The following is an 18,919-nucleotide window of genomic DNA, read 5'->3' as shown; positions in this document are numbered from 1 at the left end:
TGTGTGATGACGGAAAATATACCGACCCCAACCGCGACAACAACCGTTGACTTTAATCCGTTTGCCGGACCGGAAATTGAGCGTGTAGCGCCCAGTACGGAACCGCAGAAAGAAATCTGGACGGCTTGTCTGCTGGGTGGTGACAACGCCACCCGCGCTTACAACATGCTGACTTCGGTCGTCTTTAAAGGCGTTTTCGACCGGGTTGCCATGGAGCGGGCGATTCAGACGCTGGTCGACCGGCACGAAGCACTGCGAATGGTTTTTAGCGGGGACGGGGAATATCTGTGCATTTACAAAGAACTGGCGATTCCAGTACCCTATCTGGATATTTCGACGAAGACGGACGAAAGAAAGCAGATCCTGGTGGACAATTACGTCCAGAAAGAGACCTTGCACGTCTTCGATCTGCTCAATGGTCCGCTGTTTAAAACGGCGATATTCAAACTGGCCGATGACGAACACCGCCTGATTTTGACCGCCCACCACAGTGCGCGGGATGGCTGGTCGATGGGAGCGATGCTGCTGGATCTGAGCGCCCTTTACTCGGCTTACACACTGGGAATGCCTGTCACGTTGCCGGACGCGCCTTCGTTTGCACAATACGCCATCGAACAGGCCGACTTTTCGCAGAGCGCAGAATACCAGCGCATTGAGAACTTCTGGATTAATCAATACAAAGAAAACGTACCGGTTTTCGATCTTCCCACCGATTTTCCGCGCCCCGCTACCCGCACGTTTGAAAGCGGGCGGCTGGATTATCCGATGGACAGTGAACTGGTGCTGGCCATCAAAAAAATGGGTTTAAAGGCGGGCTGCAGCTTCGTAACGACCCTGCTGGCCGCTTTTGACGTATTGCTGCACCGGTTGTCGGGTCAGGAAGATATTGTTGTGGGGCTACCGGCTGCGGGGCAATCGGTGACCGGAAACAACCGGCTGGTGGGCAACTGCGTCAACCTCCTGCCGCTGCGCAGCCATCTGGAACCGCAAAGTACCTTTGCCGACTTTTTGAAGACGTGCCGCCGGTCGGTTTTTGATGCCTACGAACACCAGCGGCTCACCTTCAGCGATCTGGTTAGAAAACTGAACATTCCGCGCGATGCGTCGCGGATTCCGCTGGTGCCCATTGTTTTCAACATCGATATGGGAATGAATGACGGCGTTCATTTTCAGGGCCTGACGCACGAATTGATCAGCCATCCCAAAGCCTACGAAAACTTCGAGCTGTTTTTCAATGCCACCGGTTCCGAAAAAGCCCTGACCCTGGAATGTGCTTACAACACGCAGCTTTTTAGTGCGGAAACGATTGGGCGGCTGATGGATGATTTTACCAATCTCCTGAAAACGGTCGTTGCAAACCCGTCCGTGGTGATCGGGGATATTCAATTCGCTTCGGAAAACCGACTGAGCGAACAACTGGATCAGTGGAACGATACGGAGGCCGATTATCCGAAACACACGCCCCTGCACGATCTCATCGCCCAAACCGCAGCCCGCTTCCCGACTAAAACCGCCATCCGGTTTAACCAGCAGGAAATCAGCTACCGGACGTTGAACGAAACCGCCAACCAGGTGGCGCACTACCTGATTCAGACCGGAATTCAGACCGGGGATATCGTCGGCGTGGCTGTCGACCGTTCGCCGGAAATGGTGATCGCGTTGCTGGCCGTTCTGAAAGCCGGAGCCGCTTATTTACCGCTCGATACGGCCTACCCGCACGAACGGCTTTCGTTTATGCTGACCGACTCGTCGGCCAAACTTCTCCTGACCTCGGCCAGCCAGCAGGGGCGGCTGAAAAGCGAGTCGCCCGAACTCGTGATTGAAAAAGCCCTGGCGGATTCAAAAGCCCTGTCGAAAGAAGAACCGGTGGGTCGGGCTGCGGGGCCGGATCTGGCCTATGTGCTCTACACCTCGGGTTCGACGGGAAAACCGAAGGGCGTTCTGATCGAACACCGGAACCTGGTCAATTTCATGTGGGGCATGATGACGGCCCCCGGCATCGGCGAAGACGATGTGCTGCTGGCCGTTACGACCATCTCGTTCGACATTGCCGGACTGGAATTGTTTCTGCCTTTGTTGGTAGGCGCCACCGTGCTGCTGGTGGATCTGGCCGTTGCCCGCGATGGCCGGTTGTTGCTGGATGTGGTTCGTTCCGAGCGGGTTAGTATTGTGCAGGCCACGCCCTCGACCTACCGGATGCTGCTCGATGCCGGCTGGAACAGCCCGCTGCCCGTGAAGGCGCTTTGTGGCGGAGAAGCCCTCTCGAACGATCTGGCCGATAAATTGACAACCCTCTGTGCGGAACTGTGGAACGTGTATGGCCCGACAGAAACCACGGTTTGGGCCACCGTCAAGCAGATTGTGAAAGGCGATACCATCACGATTGGTCGGCCCATCGGCAACATGAAAGCCTACATCCTGGACGAATTTCTGAAACCGGTAGCGATTGGCACAGTGGGTGAAATTTATATTGGCGGTGATAGCGTAGGGCGGGGGTATATGAACCGGCCGGAGTTGACCACTGAACGGTTTTTGAAAAATCCGTTTGACAAATCGACCGACGGCACCATGTACCGCACCGGCGATTTGGGGAAATTTCTGGAAAACGGTGAAATCCAATGCCTGGGCCGGATCGACCACCAGGTGAAAATCCGGGGACACCGGATCGAACTCGGCGAAATCGAGAACATCATCGGCACCATCGCTGAGGTGAAGCAAACGGCGGTGGTTGCCCACGAAACCCGCTCGGGCGATCAGGTACTGGTGGCCTACGTCGTGCCGGAGTCGGTTCCGACGAATGACAAAGCCCCCAGTTGGCAGGAACGCTGGGACATGATTTACAACGTCGGCGTCGAACACGAAAAGGAGCAGAATTCGTCGGAGCAGGTTCTCGAACTGGCCATTGCCGAGCAGTTGAGCGGTAAAAAAGACGTCAAGGAAGAAATTGACGACTGGGTGCAGCAATCGATCCGGCGCATCAGGGCGTTGGGTCCGAAACGGATTATGGAAGTCGGTTGCGGGGCCGGGCAGTTGCTTTTTGAACTGGCACCCGCGTCGACGCTCTACATCGGAACGGACTATTCGGCAACGGCCATCGAAAATCTGCGGGAAAAACTGGCACTGGATGCGGCCAAATGGCGGAATGTGAAAACCGCCGTCGGCAATGCCGACGATTTCAGCGCGGTTCCGGACGCTTCGCTCGATCTGGTGCTGATTCACAGCGTGGCCCAGTATTTTCCGGATACTACTTATTTACAGCAAGTGATTGAAGAAGCCGTTAAAAAAGTGGCACCGGGCGGTTGTATTTTTATTGGGGACATGCAGGGCAAAGGAACCCTGCGGATGCACCACACCTTCGATCAGTTTCCCCGTTCGTCGGCTGAAAATACCGTTGCGGACTTTAAAAAGATCATCGACCGGCGGTTGTTCATCGAGGATGAACTCATGGCTGACCCGGCTTATTTTTACGTTCTGCCGCAACTCATTCCCGCCATTTCGGCGGTCGATATTCAGCTTCGCGAAGGAAAATTCCTGAACGAAACCACGAAACACCACTACGATATCTGGCTGTACGTCGGCAATCCGCCCGAAGTGGCCGAAGCCGATGCGGTGATCGACTGGAATCCCAACTATGCTCTTGAGAACCTTGAACAGAGCCTTTCGACCCATTCCGGATCGGTTGTGCAACTCCGTCATGTTTTCAACAGCCGCACCGCTGAAGATTATTCGCTGATTCAGGACATCGACGCTCTGAGCGATGATACCCTGCTGGTGGAGGCCAAACAAAAATTGTCTCCCGTTCCGGTCAGCGTCGACCCGGCCACCTTGTGGGCGGTGGGTGAAAAACACCGGTTTACCACGCACGTCCGCTGGGCGGGTGATGGCTCCGACAATTTGCTGGACGTTGTTTTTATTCCGAACGACCAGCCGAACCGGATTCCGGCCCGGCCCGCGTCCATTCCGGTCGAAAACGTGTCGCTGACCGATGTCTCCCGCAACCCCTTCAAACACAACCTGGTGGTTCCGCAGGAGCAGCTTCAGGTGTGGAAAGAGCAAATCCGGCAGCACCTGCCCGACTACATGGTTCCGAACAACTTTGTGGTGCTGGCCCGGATGCCCCTGACGCCCAACGGGAAAATAGACCGCAAGGCGTTACCCGATCCGATGCTGGACGAGGTCGAAAACCGCAGCAATTTTATGGCTCCACGGACCGACGTCGAAAAGCTGGTGGCCGACATCTGGATGGAGTGTTTACGGCTGGAAAAAATAAGTGTACTCGACAACTTCTTCGAACTGGGCGGACACTCGCTGATTGCGGTGCAGGTGATGACCCGGCTGGAGAAAAAAACCGGCAAACGTCTGCCGCTTTCACTGTTGTTCGAATACCCGACCGTCGAAAAACTGGCTTCGACTCTGCACATGAACGGCCGGTCGGTGAGCTGGGATTCGCTGGTGCCGATCAAACCGCAGGGAACGAAAACGCCATTGTACATCGTCCACGGAGCTGGTTTGCACGTCTTGCTGTTCAATACCCTGGCCATCAACATGCACCCCGATCAGCCGGTGTATGGACTCCAGGCGAAAGGGATCAACAGCGACGACGAGCCGCTGGACAGCATCGAAGCCATTGCGGCTTATTACATCGATGCGATTATGGCCAAAAATCCGGACGGGCCGTATGCGCTGGCGGGCTACTCCTTCGGCGGGATCATTGCCTACGAGATGAGCAGGCAGTTGAAGGAGCGGGGCAAAGCGGTGAAGTTGCTGGCGATGTTCGATTCGTATGCCGATCAATCGAACTTCTACGATCCGTGGTTAAAACGGGTCTGGACCGATTCGACCACCTTGCTGAAAGAGCGGCTGTATATTTTTACGCTGCTGCGAAAATACCCCCGCGAAACGATCAAAGAAAAAGCCGAATCGCTGAAACGCAAAGTCAATCAGTGGTACCGCCGGATTCGGTATAATGAAGATTACCTGAAAGTGTTTCATGGCAATTATTACAAAGTCAATGAAATGAACCGGATTGCGGCCCGCAACTACCGCCTGGCTCCTCAGGACGTGACGATCACGCTTTTCCGGGCCAACAAGCAAATTGCCTACAAGAAAGACTTCGAATTTCTGGGCTGGAAACCGTTTGCGCGCAAAGGCATCAAAATCCATGAAGTCCCCGGCGATCACATGAATTTATTCACACCGCCCAACGACAAGGAATTTGCCCGGATTCTGCAGAATGTGCTGGACCAATGCTAAACCGGCATACGGTTGCCGTGTGACTCCAGTTCAGCAAGCCGGAATGACGGCAGCCAACAGCGTCTTTGAATTGCATCTTATCCATCTAACCATATAGCTATGTTTCTAACTCTAATGAAATCCAAAATTCACCGAGCCCGGGTGACGCAGGCCGAATTGAACTACGTTGGTAGCATTACCATCGACGAAGATCTGATGGATGCGGCCGGTATGCTCGAGCATGAGCAGGTTCACATTGTGAACAACAACAACGGGGAACGTTTGATCACGTATGTGATTAAAGGAGAACGCGGTACGGGCATCATTTGCCTGAATGGGGCTGCCGCCCGCAAGGCGCAGATTGGCGACATCATCATCATTCTGTCGTATACCATGCTGGCCGCCGATGAAGCCAAATCGTACAAGCCCGTGGTCGTTTTTCCCGATGGCAATAACCGCCTGGTGACGGCCTGATTGCATTAACCCAACTCGAAAAACGTACCGTAACTCAGGACGCTGACGGTTTTAGCAGCGCCTGCCTTTCTTGAAAACGCCCGGTAAGGTTCGCCCTCCGGGCGTTTTTTTATGGGGAAAATGGGAGGAATTGCTCAGGAAGCCGCATTTTTTCCGAAGGAGGCAATCCAGAAAATCAGGCTAAAAAAAGCCGTTAAACAACCCACGATAATCAGTCCCCATTTCAGCACCGGCAGGAAATTCCACTTCGTGAGAAAGAACAAAGCGGCCACAGCGGCACTGGCGAACAGCGCCAGATAACCCAGGCTGATAAAGACGATGTAGCCCGTGCCAACGCCCGAATTGCGACTATCGTGGTAATCAATCGCTTCGCAAATAATCGTCATCAAAATCACAATGCCGACACAACCGCCGACAACGATCCGGAGCAGCCACCACCACGGGCTGCCGGGAGCCCAGAACAGGGGAACAAACGACAGCCAAACGCCCAGGAGCGGCAAAAACCAGCCAAAACTCAGCAATTGCTCATTGCCGGCATCCGTACCCGGGTTGCGAGCCGCCAGTAAGGCGGTAACGGCCAGCATCAGAACCCAGACCAGTTCGGGACCGGCGAAATAGGAGACGGTGCGGTTCATGGATTAAAATGCTTTGTAATTTTTCACCTCGTCCTGAAGCGACGCCAGCACATTGTTGAGGTGTTTGTCGAGTTCTGTATACATCGCCTGTAACTCCTTGTCATTCTTCTGGCAATAGACTTCAACCGGAACAGATTTTGAATCAAGACCGCCTTCCAGAAGTTCAACCTGCGTGATCGTTGCCCGGTATTTGCGGTTGGCGCATTCGATGATGAAGGTGTAGCGGAAGGTATAAACACCACCGGCGGAGGTTTCGGAGCGCGGCAGGGTGACGACCTGAACGGCTTTTCCGACCAGATCACCGGTTTCCTTGTCACTCACGTTGAAAGTTTCACCGGCCGACCGGAACGATTTTGCCGCCCACAACCGGGCGCGTCGGAACAGGTCGATCTGCGAAACACTGCCGCAATCGACCACCTCAGTATAAGCGACTTTTTGATGGAGAACGGGTAAAATGCCGTGGATTTTGCCGTCGGCAACCACGGGTGGACAATCGGCCTTGGCGGGTTCTGCGTTCATTATACCGGCAAGCAACAGGGTAAAGAGGATCAATTTCATCGTAGTGTATTTGTTATTTCCGGTCAAAAATACGGTTGCGAATACCGCCAAGTCCAGCCGGAAGCGATACCGGGTGGTGTTGGGTGCATAAGCAGGGCCGAAACGCGGATAATTGACGGACCGATGCGGGCAGGGAGAAGAACCGCAGGTGAAAAAAATGTACTACTTGATCTCTTAATACTTCAAAAAAACCTTTCTGTATTTTTTACAATATGAAACCTTTTCCTATTTTTGGTGTAAGCCGCCACTGGCACACCAACCTTTAGCCGAAATTTCTATGAATCGACTGTTTACCTCCAGCGGGTTGCTGATCGCGGCCCTCCTTTTGGGTTTTCAGACCCTGGCGCAAACGCCCCCGCGGCAGCCCACGCCCAACGATACCCTCAAATCGCCCAAAGTGCTGACCGACAACCGGGTTACGATTCAGCTTTACGCGCCCAAAGCCAGCGAGGTGACCGTTGTGGGCGACTTTATGACGGTTATGAAACCGCTTAACCTCACCAAAGATGCGAATGGCGTCTGGTCGGTGACGGTTGGCCCCCTGAAACCCGATTACTACACGTATACGCTGACGGTCGATGGCGTTCGGACGATGGACCCCAAAAATCCGGTTATCAAGCAGGGGATGAGCAGTCTGGAAAATGTGATGGCGTTGCCGGGAACCGAGACGGTTTTTCAGGACAACCGCCCGGTGCCCCACGGCGAATTGCGGCAGGTCTGGTACCAGTCCAATACGCTGGGCATGGCGCGCCGGATGCACATCTACACGCCCCCGGGCTACGAAAAAGGAACGACGAAATACCCGGTTTTTTACCTGCTTCACGGCGGGGGTGACGACGATTCCGGCTGGCCGACAGTCGGTCGGGCGGGGTTCATTCTCGACAACCTGCTGGCGGCCGGGCAGGCCAAACCCATGATTGTGGTGATGCCCAACGGCAGCATGCCGCTTCCGCCCTCCTCGGGAATGCCCAATCCGGCTGCGATGCAGAAAATGCGGGCGTTGTTTGCCGATGAACTGCTGAAAGAAATCATGCCGTATGTAGAAAAAACCTACCGCACGCAGACCAATCGCGAAAACCGGGCCATTGCCGGACTGTCGATGGGCGGTTTTCAAACGCTGGATGTGGCACTGACCCGGCCCGAACTGTTCAATTATGTGGGCGTATTCAGCTCCGGTTTTTTCGGCGCGACCATCGACGAAGCCGAAACCAAATATGCCAGTGCGCTGAACGATCCCGGTTTTAATAAAAACAAGAAGCTGTTCTGGATTGAAATTGGCAAAGACGATTTTGTGATGGATGCCAATAAAAAAACGATGGCGCTGCTCGACAAACACCAGATCAAGTACCAGTATAAGGAAACGGCGGGGGGGCATACCTGGACCAACTGGCGGCAGTACCTCAACGAATATGTACCGCTGCTGTTCCGCTGATGGCTTTCTGATTTGCTCAACTTTCGACTAAAACCATCCATGAATTTATTTCGTTATCTTCTCTTTTTCAGTCTGTTGCTGGCTGGTGTCGTTTCGTTCGGTGCCAAAGTTGATTCGCTGGACATTCCGAGTGCGGTGATGCAGAAAACCCTGCGCGCGGCTGTGGTCGTGCCGAATTCCTACGCCAAAAGCAAAGCGGCTTACCCGGTTTTGTACCTGCTTCACGGCGGGGGCGGGCGGTTCAGCGACTGGCTATCGAATACGCCCGACAAAATGCTGCTGCACACCCTGGCTGACCAGTACAACCTGATCATTGTAACCCCGGAGGGCGAAAACCTGAGCGGGTATCTGGACAGTCCGTTTCAGAAAGACAGCCAGTTTGAAACCTACCTCACGAAGGAAGTGCTGGCGAAAATCGACCAAACCTACCGCACGATTCGGGACCGGAAGGGGCGTGTCATCACGGGCCTGAGCATGGGCGGCCACGGGGCCTTGTATCTGGCGACGCGGCACCCGGATCTGTACTGTGCGGCCGGGAGCATGAGCGGGGCGCTGGATCTGAACCCGACGCACTGGCGGATCACGCCCGAATTTGCCAAACAGATTGCACCCCGGTTTGAGCGGATTCTCGGTCCGTTGGGCAAAACGCCCGATCCGTATGCCGATCATTCAGTGGTTTTTATGGCTGATAAAATGAAAGCCAACGGACTGAAGCTGATCATCGACTGCGGGGTGGATGATTTTCTGATCGAGCCCAACCGGGAGTTACACCGGCGGCTGGTCTACAACCAAACGCCCCACGACTACACCGAACACCCCGGCGGGCACACCTGGGACTACTGGGAAAACTCGCTGCCCTACCACGTTTTGTTTTTCCACAAGGTCTTGAAAACGAATGGCGTGACGGTTGCCCAATAGCGTGAAGGCATTTGAAGGGTCGGATGAAACCAACCGGTCTTTCAAATACGGCCTGGAGTACCAGTCTTCATAATATGTCGAACAAATCAGCCGGAAACGCGTTTAGGATAAAACGAGTTTTTCTCGGTCCTGGGAAAGTGCGACAACGCCCCTGTTGTACAGGCGTCTGCCCGTTAACAGATTTTTATGAAGCCACTTGTATTGGTAGTTGACGACGATGAAGATGACTTGTGGCTGATGCAAAAAGCCATGTTAGAGATTGGCGGCACCTGCCAGCTCAATCCGTTTAGCGATGCAGCCAGCCTGTTGACCTACCTGGATAGTGCCGTGACGGTTCCCAGTCTGATTTTGATCGACTACCACCTGCCCCGGATGGATGGCCTGGAACTGACGGAATTGCTCCGGTCGAGACCGGCGCTGAAAACCGTTCCGTTTGCGTGGATGAGCTCCGAAATCGACCCGAACTGGGAGGTGCGCTGCCGCGAACTGGATGTTTCCTGGTGTTGGGTCAAACCGACGGACTACACCGCCTGGCAGCAATTTGTCCAGCAGATTTGTGGCCCCCTGTTTGCTTCGCGATCAGAATAGGTCTGTGCGCCAGCGGTAGAGCAGGTTGGCCGACCAGCCAATGTCTTCAAAATACCCCTTTTGGTACTTATCGGTTACCGAAGAAAACTTCAAAAGACTCAACGGAAGCTTGGGGCAATCTTCGAATTCGATTCGAATCGATGATTGAATCAAGGAGGGCAAGTTTTGATTTGCGTCATGAGCAAGCTGGATCAGTTTGACCAGGAACTTGCCATTTCATGATACAAAGCCTGAACTTGCCGCTTTTCATAGGGGGTTGTCAACGTCTGCTCCGCACATTGCAACAGAAGGTGCGCCTGTTCGCGAATGAGGGCTTTCCGATCATCGTCCAGGCACTGGCTACCGACTAAAGACAACGCACGCATCAAACGCCGGATTACCGCGTGATTACCGTTGGCGTTGATCCGGATCAGATCGAAGGTTAGCCGGAGGTAATAATCAAAGCCCGCAGACTGGGCCAGGATGCGAAGTTGCCCGTTAGCGGTGCGAAACGGTCCCGGAAAACTGCGGGATGCCAGTCGCTCCATAACGGCACCTGCGTAGTCTATCGCCATAATTGCGGTCGTCGTATCGTTAATGCCGGGAGAAAGTGCTTTCAGGGCAATATCCACCAATTGTTGAATTCCAAAGGCGACATCCTGTTCGATGTTTCGATGACGACCGATTGCTATCTGATCCAGTAATTTACGAAGATGGTTGGAATCGAAGCTGCCGGACTTTTCGCCGTTGGAACATACACTGAAAAGCAATGCTTTTTCGCCAACAAAAGAGCCAATGGTCTGCTCTACACGCAGTAAGGCCCGGTGTTCGATCGCCCAGTGAAGTACCTCATCGAGGTCGATGTGCTGAATGTAGCCCGATTGTGTAGATAAAACCGATTGCCAGCCGGACTGGGTCTCGGCACGGTGCCAGCGGGCATCATCCCCGGGAGGTGTTTCAACCGGTTTTTCAGATTCACCGGGAAATAACGCATCGATTACCTTGATCGTTTCGCGGCTGATGTGTTCCACAATCGTACCCGTCTGCAGGGATTCGGCGATGTGATGAATAAAAAAAATAAGCGCGGCCACGCCCCCCAACGCCAGGAGCAATCCCATCAAAACCGCCGTTGATGGGACAAACTTTTGTTCTTCGGTGCCGCGAATGGTTCCGAGTACGATGAGACAGTAGGCGAATACGCCGACAAAATAACCCATAACGACCTGATTGCTGCGGTCGCGCATGAAATTGCGCAGCACTCTGGGCGAATATTGGCTACTTACCTGGGTAATGGTCGAGAGAGTCAACGAAAAAACCAGGGCAGCGACTGTTAACATGGATCCGGCAATGGCCGTTAACATGCTCCGGGAGCCTTCAGCGCCTGCACCGAATAAGAGCGGAAATCGCTTGGCGCCATCAAAGGACGTTTCAGCGTCGAAGGTGATCAATCCGTAGGCCATTCCAAAGGAGGCAAACACCATGAGTGTTGGAACGAACCAGAGTGACTCCTGTAGGGATTGCCAATACTGATAAAGTCGGATTTGCATTGTAAGGGAATGCTCTGAAAAATAAGTACTGAAGCTTCAACTCCCTCACTGGCGAAAATGTTGGTTTTAAAAATTGAACGTTTTCAGAGTGATTCTGGCGTTAGGCCATCTTCATAAATTGAAAAAACCAGAAACTATCCCGAAACTTAAATTTGCCGGAATTGATTTGCGGCCCCCTGTTTGCTTCGCGATCAGAATAAGATTATGGTAAACCGGGCTTCACACCGGCAGATAAACCCGGAACGTACTGCCCTGCCCCGGCTGGCTGTGGGCGGTGATGGCTCCGCCGTGGTTCTCAACTACTTTCTGGCAGATCGCCAGACCCACGCCCGTGCCGCTGTAGGCCGATTTCCCGTGTAAGCGTTGAAACACTTCAAAAATCCGGTCGGCGTGTTTTTCGTCGAAGCCAATCCCGTTGTCGGTAATGCCGATCAGGTGGTAGTGGCTGGCCTGCCGGATGGGGCGTACAGTGGAGGGCAAATCGGAAGCGGACCATTTCGCGTAGCTGATCTGAATGGCGGGTGCAGAATCCGGTCGTCTGAACTTGATGGCGTTGGACAACAGGTTCTGAAAAAGCTGCCCTAACTGAGACGCATCGCCGTTGATCGTCGGCAAATCGTCGCTTTGGATCGCGGCCCCGGCCTGCTGAATCTGCCATTCCAGCGTTTCCAGTACTTTCGTCAGCATGTGGGTTATGGAAACCGGATCAAAAGTCTGTTGGCGGGTCGAAATGCGGGAATAGGCCAGCAAATCCTTGATCAACTCCGACATACGCCCCGCCGACGATTGCATCCGGTTGATCAGATCCAGACCACCGTCGCCCAGCCCCGAAGCATACTGGCTTTGCAGGAGGCTGCCAAACGACTGGATTTTGCGCAGCGGTTCCTGCAAATCATGGGACGCCACGTAGGCAAACCGCGTCAGGTTTTCGTTCGAGCGGAGCAAATCCTGATTCGATTCTTTCAGTTCCCGCGTCCGCGCCTGAACCTGACTTTCCAGTTCGGCTTCGATTCTTTTCTGTTCGTGAATGTCGGTGGCCGTTCCCACCCAGAGCATAATGACCCCGGTTTCGTCCCGAATGGGCAACGCCCGGTTCAAATGCCAGCGATACATGCCATCGGAGCCCCGCCGGTAGCGGTTTTCGACCACAAATACCTCTCCGCTTTTCAGTGCTTTCAGATACGCTTCCAGGGTGTAGGGCAGGTCGTCGGGATGCACCACGGCCTGCCAGCCCCAGGCTTTGGTCTGCTCATAATCCAGCCCGGTATAGGTGTACCATTGCTGGTTGTAAAAATTGACTTCGCCAGCGGGCGTGTTCGTCCAGGTCATGGGCGAAATGGCCTCCAGAAGCGTGCGAAACCGCAATTCACTCGCTTCCACGTTCCGGCGGGCCAACACTTGCTCGGTTACGTCGATAGCCACGTCCAGAATCGCATACACCTCGCCGTCGGCATTGCGCAATGGTTTATACGTAAAATTGAAATAGTAAATACCGGGTTTGCCGTCGACCACCAGCACCGCTTCGGACTCCTGCGACGAAAATTCAATGCCGGTTCGGTAGACCTCATCCAGGATAGGCAGAAACGGTTGTCCCACCAGTTCCGGGAGGGCTTCCCGCAGCGGTTTTCCAACAACCGTGTTTCCCTTCCCCCAGAACTTCAGCATCGCTTCGTTGGGCAACTCGATGATCATATCCGGGCCGACAAACAGACTCATGGCTGCCGGGGCCTCTTCGATCAGGTTACGAAAACGCTGTTCGCTTTCTTTCAGCGCGAGTTTTGCCTTTACCTGGGGCGTTACCTCGGTAGCCAGCACCATGACGGCCGTGATGTGCTGCCCGTTTTCCCGCATCGGTGCATAGGCAAAATTGAAATAGGCGTCTTCCCGTTGCCCGTTGCGCTGCAGTTGCGCCAGTGTTTCAAACCCGTAATGGGGAACGCCCGTTTCATAAACGGTTTTCAATAATTCGATGAATCCCTGATCCTTCAGTTCGGGCAGGGCGTCGGACAGGGGACGATTGAGTATGGATGCATCTTTTCCCCACAATTCCAGCATGGCGTCGTTGACCGTTTCAATCACCAGATTTTCGCCACTCAGAATGCTGATGGCCACGGGAGCCTGGGCAATGAGGTTTCCAAAATGATCGTTCATCCGTGCCATTCCTTTGGCCGTGCTATCGCGGGCATCCCCGCCCGTTCCTAAATCTGTATTCACAGGTAATTTTTGTCGTTCATAAGCCTAATATACCCTTAAAAATAACCAAATGTAGCTGAATTATCAGCGATTGCGTTCCTTTCGACGGTCTATTTAGGCGTCTTTTATCCCCGAATTTGGGAATAGCCCGACGATATTCCGGTCCGAACGGTTTCAAACCGGGAACTAAAAGGCGGCTTTCGCATCTTTTCAGTGCAATATTGCTTTCTTTAGACGATGTACGCTGAATCCACTTATCAGGCGGCCCGGCTGGTTTCGGGAACCATAGAAACCTATTTTGCCCATCATTTTGCGACGGCAACCCGCAATGGCGGAGAAGACACCGGGCATCAGCCTTATGCGCCGGAAATCGAAGCCATGATCGATACGGCCTTCTGGGCCAGCCTGCGGCACGAAGAAGGGGTTTCGCCCAAAGTGACGCTGGCCTTTTTGCCCCCCGAACAAGCGGGTGAACCCCTGATTTTTGGGTATCGCCTGCGGTTTACCCCCGCCGTGCTGACCAAACTGGCCCCCGCCGTCGAGCGCCCCGGCATTCATCTGGGCGTCTGGCACGAAAATGAAGAATTGTACATCTGGGGAACCACCCGCGATATTCCGGGCAACTGCCTTGTGCTGGAAGTGATCGAACCCGGTCTGCTCGTCATCAAACACCGGCGGATGGACGGTTTTGGCAAGTTTGTCAATGTCGCCATTCTGAAGGGCGATCAGATTAAAATCGTGGACGAAGGCACCGCCCGGACGCCCGATTGTCCGGATGTCGTCACGTCCATGCTCGGTTTCAAATTGCCCTCGTTCTGGAACGATTCGATGAACATTCTGGTACAACTGGCGGTGTCCATGCGGGCGCACGGCCGGGGTGGTTCGCTGCTGGTGGTTCCGTCGGTCAGTCAGTCCTGGCGTGATTCCATTCTTCAGCCTATTTTGTACCCGGTGGTGCCGGTGTTTTCGCGGCTGGCGGATCTGCTGCAGCAGGAATCAGACGCGGCCAGCCAGAACGTATGGCGGGGCGCGGTGAATCTGGCCGTCGAGGCTATTGCCGGCCTGACGTCGGTCGATGGCGCGACCATCCTCAACGATCGCTACGAGGTGCTGGGATTTGGTGCCAAGATAGGCCGTTCCGAAACCACCGACCGGGTGGAGCAGATCATCATCACCGAACCGGTTATTGGCAATAAACCGGCCAGGGTGCAACCCACCCAGACGGGCGGAACCCGGCATTTGTCGGCGGCTCAGTTTGTGTTCGACCAACGGGATGCCGTGGCCCTGGTGGCCTCGCAGGATGGTCGTTTTACGATTTTTACCTGGTCGGAAACGTACGGGATGGTCCACGCCCACCGGGTCGATTCGCTGTTGTTATAAACGACAAAACCGCTTATAATAAGCGGTTTTGTACCGGTTGCTAAACTTATGTACCGATTTATTAATACAAGTTACTTGTATTCTGCTTTTCTACGTATTTTAGTAAAACCTCACGTTATCTGAAGAATGCTCCACCGTCCCAAACCGAATCGCTATTACCTCATTCACAATGAGCCGGTCCTGCTGACCGAAACGCTCCTGAAAGAACTTCAGCCGCCCAACCGTCCCCAACCCATCAAGCTCACCAAACCCTGGCTTATCGCTTTTGGCTACTGGCCGGACCCTTCTGCCAACTCCTGGATTTTTGAAGATTCCCGCCTGATTCCGGGCATGAATTGCTGGCTGTGTGTGCAAACCCGCCGGTATCTCCAGTACGTCCACGAGCTTCAGGATTTGTTTGAAGAGGAATACGAATACACCGAACTGCGGCTCCGGACCGATCCGAACAAACTGCACCTCCCGACCATTCGCCAGCAGTTGGTATAACGTATACTTCCTTACCGTTTCTACTTTACCGAAGACGTCAGCTTTGTGTATTCCAGGGTCGGAATGACAATTCCCGGGGCCGATTTGATAACAAGTTTGGTCAGATCCGTATCCGGGAAAAAGATGTCTGTCATTACGGTCAGTCCGCCATCGGCAAACAGTTCGACCGACGCCACGTCGACCAGCAGCGTCAGCGAAATTTTTGGATCGACCGACAAACGCGGGGCCGTATGCCGCTTGCCAAAGCCTTTCTCAAAACCGGTTTTGCCCGCCTTGCTCCGGTCGATGTAGTACGCATTCGCGGTTTTATCATATCCGATCACCACCTCATTCCCCTGTTCATTGGCCAGCACAATGGCAAAATCGCCGGCGGTTTTGGTGGATAGTTCCAGCCGGAATAAGCCCGACTCATTCCGGGTTTTGGCCGTCAGCTCATAGCGGTCTTTTACCGTCAGGTTGTTGACCAACACCGTTTCCTGATTCAGGGCACCAAGTTCTTCCACCGGTACCGACGTTAGAAACAATTGCTTGTTCACTTCCTTCAGGCCCAGTTCACGCGGTACCGTGGTGGCACTGCGCCAGGGATCGGTCGGCACGACGTTGGCATACTGCCAGTTGCTCATCCAGCCCATGAGAACCACCCGATTGCCGGTATTCGAGAACGTCACCCCGGCGTAATTATCGGTTCCGTAATCCAGCCACTTCGTTTCGGTGGAATACGGTTTGAAGGTTTTTCCGTCGAAATCGCCCACGAAATACTGGGTGGCCGAACCGCCATTGGGGCCGCCGGGGTTGATGCTCACCAGCAACGTCCAGACGGTTTTGCCGTTGTGGGTCAGCGGGAACAGATCCGGGCATTCCCAGACACCGCCGTGTGCGCCGACGGTGCTGCCAAACTCGCTTTCCCGGGTCCAGTTTTTCAGGTCGGGGGATGAATAAAACGTGATCCGGTCTTTGGTCGCCAGCGTCATGATCCACTTCTTCTGCGGTTCATACCAGCGCACTTTCGGGTCGCGGAAATCGGTAATGCCGGGATTGGGCAACACCGGGTTTCCGGCGTACTTGGTCCAGGTTTTGCCTTCGTCGAGGCTGTAGGCCAGGCTCTGGTATTCGTGTTTTCCCGTCTTCTGCTTTTCCAGAACCGGGTTGTGGTGCGTAAAAATGGCAACCAGGGGCGTCTGCCCGTTTTTGCCAAAACCAGTCGTGTTGTTCACATCGACCACCGCACTGCCCGAAAAGATATAACCCAGACTATCCGGAAAAAGCGCAATCGGTTGTTCCTGCCACCGAACCATATCCTTGCTGGTCGCGTGGCCCCAGTGCATCGGCCCCCAGGTGGTGCCGTCGGGATAATACTGAAAAAACAGGTGATACGTCCCGTTGAAATACACCATTCCGTTGGGATCGTTCATCCAGTGCGCTTTGGGCGAAAAATGGTACTGCGGGCGATGGGGTTCCGGACTTGCCGCAACAACGGGTTGATTCATCTGGCTAAAGGAAAAGGAGTTGCTCAGGAGCAGCATACCAACGAAAGCGAGCAAGTTATGCATACGGATAGGATTTGTCAATGTACAAAATAGGAGGCATCGGGCGGCCGATGGGGCCGGAACGGGCTGCCGAAGCAAAACCGCATCCCGGCCGTCATCCACCTTTCACCCAGGTATAGCACTCGGTTAAAATCCGGGGTTCTGCTTATACAGACCCTTCGTAAAATTGATTTCGCGCTGCGGAATCGGCAGGTATTCATCACGCCCCGCCGTAAATTTGGCTCCGCTCAGAAACGACCGCCGGGTTTTTTCTTTGGCAATGTAGGCATTCAGCGTCGGTTCGGCAATGCCCCAGCGAACGAGGTCGAAGAAGCGCGGACTTTCGGTGGCAAACTCCAGCCGTCGTTCAAATTGCAGGGCTTTCCGGGCGTAGGCCTGCGTCCAGTTCGTGGCCTCATACGGTTTGATCAGGTAGTTGGACGGGTTGGTGCCGTCGGCTTTCTTGGTGCGCCCGGTGCTGGCGGCTGCCCGCGCCCGGATTTTGTTGATGAGCGGCAAGGCCAGTGCTGGTTGCCCCAGTTCGATGTAGGCTTCGGCCTGCCAGAGCAGCACATCTGCATACCGGATGATGTCGATGTTTTTCGAGGTACCAATAAACGGCCCCTGTTTTTTATAGGTCGAATTGGTCGCGGCCTGTTGCTCCTTCATGCTCTGGAAAAAACCGTAGACGCCCGGATCGCGCACCCAACTATTGCTGAAGAGAATGGCCGGATTGTACTTGTACGGATGGCCGTCGATGCCGATGGTGTGGTCCACGCGCGGGTCGACGGTGGCGGTTTTGAAATCAATAACTGCATCGTTGAACGTATCGAGTTTAGGTAAGCCGTTGGCGTCGGTTCCGAAGGCGTTGGCGAGGTTCTGGCTGGGCTGGTGAAAACCGCAGCAGCCGTATTGCGGAGCACCGTGGGGGTAGTTCAGCCCGGTTTCGAAGTTGAGCCGACCCACCGTCGTTCCGTCGTTGATCGAATACTGAACCGCAAAAACCGACTCGACGCCGTTGTCGAATTCCGGCAGGAAGTTCTCCGCAAAATCGGGTTGCAGGTTATACTTACCCGAGTTGATCACCAGATCGGTCAGCTTCACGACTTCCTGTAACTTGGTTTTGTTGATGCTCGTCACCTTGTTGTTATCGTCCTGTTCGTAAGCCTGATACAACCGCAGTTTGGCCAGATACGCAGCCGCCGACAGTTTGTTGGCGCGGCCCACCTGCGTCTGCTTTTCGGGCAGATTGTCCACCGCAGCCTGAAAATCCGTCGCAATTTTGTCCCACAACTGATCATTGGTCATCGCCCGGTTCGAAACGGTCAGAATCTCTTCGTTCGACAACGTTTCGTCTACGTACGGAATGTTTTTGAACAGCATTTTCAGCATGAAATGGGCGTGTCCCCGCAAAAACCGCAACTCCGCCAGCCGGGTTTTCCGCTCCGGAAAACTCGCATCGGTCAGGGCCGTGATGGAGCGCAGGGCCACATTGGCGCGGGAAATGGCCTTGTAGTAATTCTCCCAGGTATACGGGTGATACAAACCGCCCCCCTGCTGGGGCTGCGTCAGGTTGTGTTGCTCGTAGAAGTTGAGGTCTTCCAGATCGGCCACCCCGCCACCACCTTTGTAGGCGTCGTCGGACCGGATGCTGCCGTAGACCCACATGCTGGCGATGGGACCGATCATTTCGCCGTTGCCAATGGACGCATAAGCCGCCGTGACGAGTGCATCGGCGTTCGATGCACTCTTGATATTATCGGACGAAAGCGTGCCTTGTGGCTCATACTCCAGAAAGTCCTTGCACGCGGAAGTCAGTAACGTTCCGGCAGCAATCAGAAGAAGGGAAAGTGCTTTATTTTTCATGATTTGAAGGCTTTAGAGCGGTTTTCGGTATACGGTTTACTGTTTTCGGCGGGCTGACGCATTCTTGTTCGTGCGTCAGTCCCGGCGGGGAACCGCACCGTAAAC

The 18,919-nt window shown here is 54.2% G+C and carries 13 protein-coding genes; 7 read left to right on the top strand and 6 right to left on the bottom strand.

The window, feature by feature from the left end; translation table 11 throughout:
* Window positions 1–6: 6 nt before the first annotated feature.
* Together ACO064_RS11460 and panD are read left to right on the top strand one after the other, a co-directional pair.
* A complete protein-coding gene (locus ACO064_RS11460) occupies window positions 7–5,253 on the top strand; it encodes an amino acid adenylation domain-containing protein (RefSeq protein ID WP_421827501.1) in 5,247 nt (1,748 codons plus the stop codon).
* Window positions 5,254–5,352: 99 nt separating this feature from the next.
* Entirely contained in the window at window positions 5,353–5,706 is a 354-nt protein-coding gene (gene panD, locus ACO064_RS11455; protein ID WP_114406898.1) for an aspartate 1-decarboxylase, read from the top strand.
* A 134-nt stretch (window positions 5,707–5,840) separates the two neighbouring features.
* Here the strand turns inward: panD and ACO064_RS11450 are convergent, their stop codons facing one another.
* Together ACO064_RS11450 and ACO064_RS11445 are read right to left on the bottom strand one after the other, a co-directional pair.
* Entirely contained in the window at window positions 5,841–6,341 is a 501-nt protein-coding gene (locus ACO064_RS11450) for a hypothetical protein (RefSeq protein ID WP_421827500.1), read from the bottom strand.
* Window positions 6,342–6,344: 3 nt separating this feature from the next.
* On the bottom strand, window positions 6,345–6,899 hold the full coding sequence (locus ACO064_RS11445; protein ID WP_421827499.1) for a DUF4468 domain-containing protein: 555 nt from the start codon (window positions 6,897–6,899) through the stop codon (window positions 6,345–6,347).
* Between the two features lie 277 nt (window positions 6,900–7,176).
* Between ACO064_RS11445 and ACO064_RS11440 the strand changes: the two genes are divergently transcribed.
* The 3 genes from ACO064_RS11440 (at window position 7,177) to ACO064_RS11430 (ending at window position 9,837) form a co-directional block, all read left to right on the top strand.
* On the top strand, window positions 7,177–8,331 hold the full coding sequence (locus ACO064_RS11440) for an esterase (RefSeq protein WP_421827498.1): 1,155 nt from the start codon (window positions 7,177–7,179) through the stop codon (window positions 8,329–8,331).
* 39 nt (window positions 8,332–8,370) lie between these two features.
* Window positions 8,371–9,249 (top strand): alpha/beta hydrolase, encoded by an 879-nt coding sequence (locus ACO064_RS11435; RefSeq protein WP_421827497.1) that lies wholly within the window; start codon window positions 8,371–8,373, stop codon window positions 9,247–9,249.
* A gap of 186 nt (window positions 9,250–9,435) precedes the next feature.
* Window positions 9,436–9,837 carry a response regulator gene (locus tag ACO064_RS11430; protein WP_421827496.1) on the top strand — a complete coding sequence of 134 codons (402 nt, stop codon included), beginning with the start codon at window positions 9,436–9,438 and terminating at the stop codon, window positions 9,835–9,837.
* A gap of 191 nt (window positions 9,838–10,028) precedes the next feature.
* On the opposite strand, the gene ACO064_RS11425 is transcribed toward ACO064_RS11430, so the two are convergent.
* The gene (locus tag ACO064_RS11425) at window positions 10,029–11,363 is read right to left on the bottom strand and encodes a DUF2254 domain-containing protein (protein WP_421827495.1); all 1,335 of its coding nucleotides are present in this window, start codon (window positions 11,361–11,363) and stop codon (window positions 10,029–10,031) included.
* A gap of 219 nt (window positions 11,364–11,582) precedes the next feature.
* Window positions 11,583–13,577, bottom strand: coding sequence for a PAS domain-containing protein (locus ACO064_RS11420; protein ID WP_421827494.1), 1,995 nt, complete (start codon window positions 13,575–13,577; stop codon window positions 11,583–11,585).
* Between the two features lie 216 nt (window positions 13,578–13,793).
* Between ACO064_RS11420 and ACO064_RS11415 the strand changes: the two genes are divergently transcribed.
* Both ACO064_RS11415 and ACO064_RS11410 read left to right on the top strand, forming a co-directional pair.
* Window positions 13,794–14,936 carry a putative sensor domain DACNV-containing protein gene (locus tag ACO064_RS11415; RefSeq protein ID WP_421827493.1) on the top strand — a complete coding sequence of 381 codons (1,143 nt, stop codon included), beginning with the start codon at window positions 13,794–13,796 and terminating at the stop codon, window positions 14,934–14,936.
* Between the two features lie 126 nt (window positions 14,937–15,062).
* The gene (locus ACO064_RS11410; RefSeq protein WP_421827492.1) at window positions 15,063–15,422 is read left to right on the top strand and encodes a hypothetical protein; all 360 of its coding nucleotides are present in this window, start codon (window positions 15,063–15,065) and stop codon (window positions 15,420–15,422) included.
* A 20-nt stretch (window positions 15,423–15,442) separates the two neighbouring features.
* Here ACO064_RS11410 and ACO064_RS11405 read toward each other — a convergent pair whose 3' ends face one another.
* Both ACO064_RS11405 and ACO064_RS11400 read right to left on the bottom strand, forming a co-directional pair.
* Window positions 15,443–16,972, bottom strand: a complete 1,530-nt coding sequence (locus tag ACO064_RS11405) for a glycoside hydrolase family 32 protein (protein WP_421827491.1) — start codon at window positions 16,970–16,972, stop codon at window positions 15,443–15,445.
* A 123-nt stretch (window positions 16,973–17,095) separates the two neighbouring features.
* The gene (locus tag ACO064_RS11400; RefSeq protein ID WP_421827490.1) at window positions 17,096–18,814 is read right to left on the bottom strand and encodes a RagB/SusD family nutrient uptake outer membrane protein; all 1,719 of its coding nucleotides are present in this window, start codon (window positions 18,812–18,814) and stop codon (window positions 17,096–17,098) included.
* Window positions 18,815–18,919 lie beyond the last annotated feature (105 nt).

The organism is Larkinella sp. (genome assembly GCF_965227735.1).
Classification (GTDB): Bacteria; Bacteroidota; Bacteroidia; order Cytophagales; family Spirosomataceae; genus Larkinella.
This window is presented reverse-complemented; position numbering and strand designations above follow the sequence as displayed.

Excerpts from the sequence above, each read along its gene's own strand:
- ACO064_RS11460 (WP_421827501.1), top strand. The coding sequence starts at position 7 with ATGACGGAAAATATACCGACCCCAACCGCGACAACAACCGTTGACTTT.
- panD (WP_114406898.1), top strand. The coding sequence starts at position 5,353 with ATGTTTCTAACTCTAATGAAATCCAAAATTCACCGAGCCCGGGTGACG.
- ACO064_RS11450 (WP_421827500.1), bottom strand. The coding sequence starts at position 6,341 with ATGAACCGCACCGTCTCCTATTTCGCCGGTCCCGAACTGGTCTGGGTT.
- ACO064_RS11445 (WP_421827499.1), bottom strand. The coding sequence starts at position 6,899 with ATGAAATTGATCCTCTTTACCCTGTTGCTTGCCGGTATAATGAACGCA.
- ACO064_RS11440 (WP_421827498.1), top strand. The coding sequence starts at position 7,177 with ATGAATCGACTGTTTACCTCCAGCGGGTTGCTGATCGCGGCCCTCCTT.
- ACO064_RS11435 (WP_421827497.1), top strand. The coding sequence starts at position 8,371 with ATGAATTTATTTCGTTATCTTCTCTTTTTCAGTCTGTTGCTGGCTGGT.
- ACO064_RS11430 (WP_421827496.1), top strand. The coding sequence starts at position 9,436 with ATGAAGCCACTTGTATTGGTAGTTGACGACGATGAAGATGACTTGTGG.
- ACO064_RS11425 (WP_421827495.1), bottom strand. The coding sequence starts at position 11,363 with ATGCAAATCCGACTTTATCAGTATTGGCAATCCCTACAGGAGTCACTC.
- ACO064_RS11415 (WP_421827493.1), top strand. The coding sequence starts at position 13,794 with ATGTACGCTGAATCCACTTATCAGGCGGCCCGGCTGGTTTCGGGAACC.
- ACO064_RS11410 (WP_421827492.1), top strand. The coding sequence starts at position 15,063 with ATGCTCCACCGTCCCAAACCGAATCGCTATTACCTCATTCACAATGAG.
- ACO064_RS11405 (WP_421827491.1), bottom strand. The coding sequence starts at position 16,972 with ATGCATAACTTGCTCGCTTTCGTTGGTATGCTGCTCCTGAGCAACTCC.
- ACO064_RS11400 (WP_421827490.1), bottom strand. The coding sequence starts at position 18,814 with ATGAAAAATAAAGCACTTTCCCTTCTTCTGATTGCTGCCGGAACGTTA.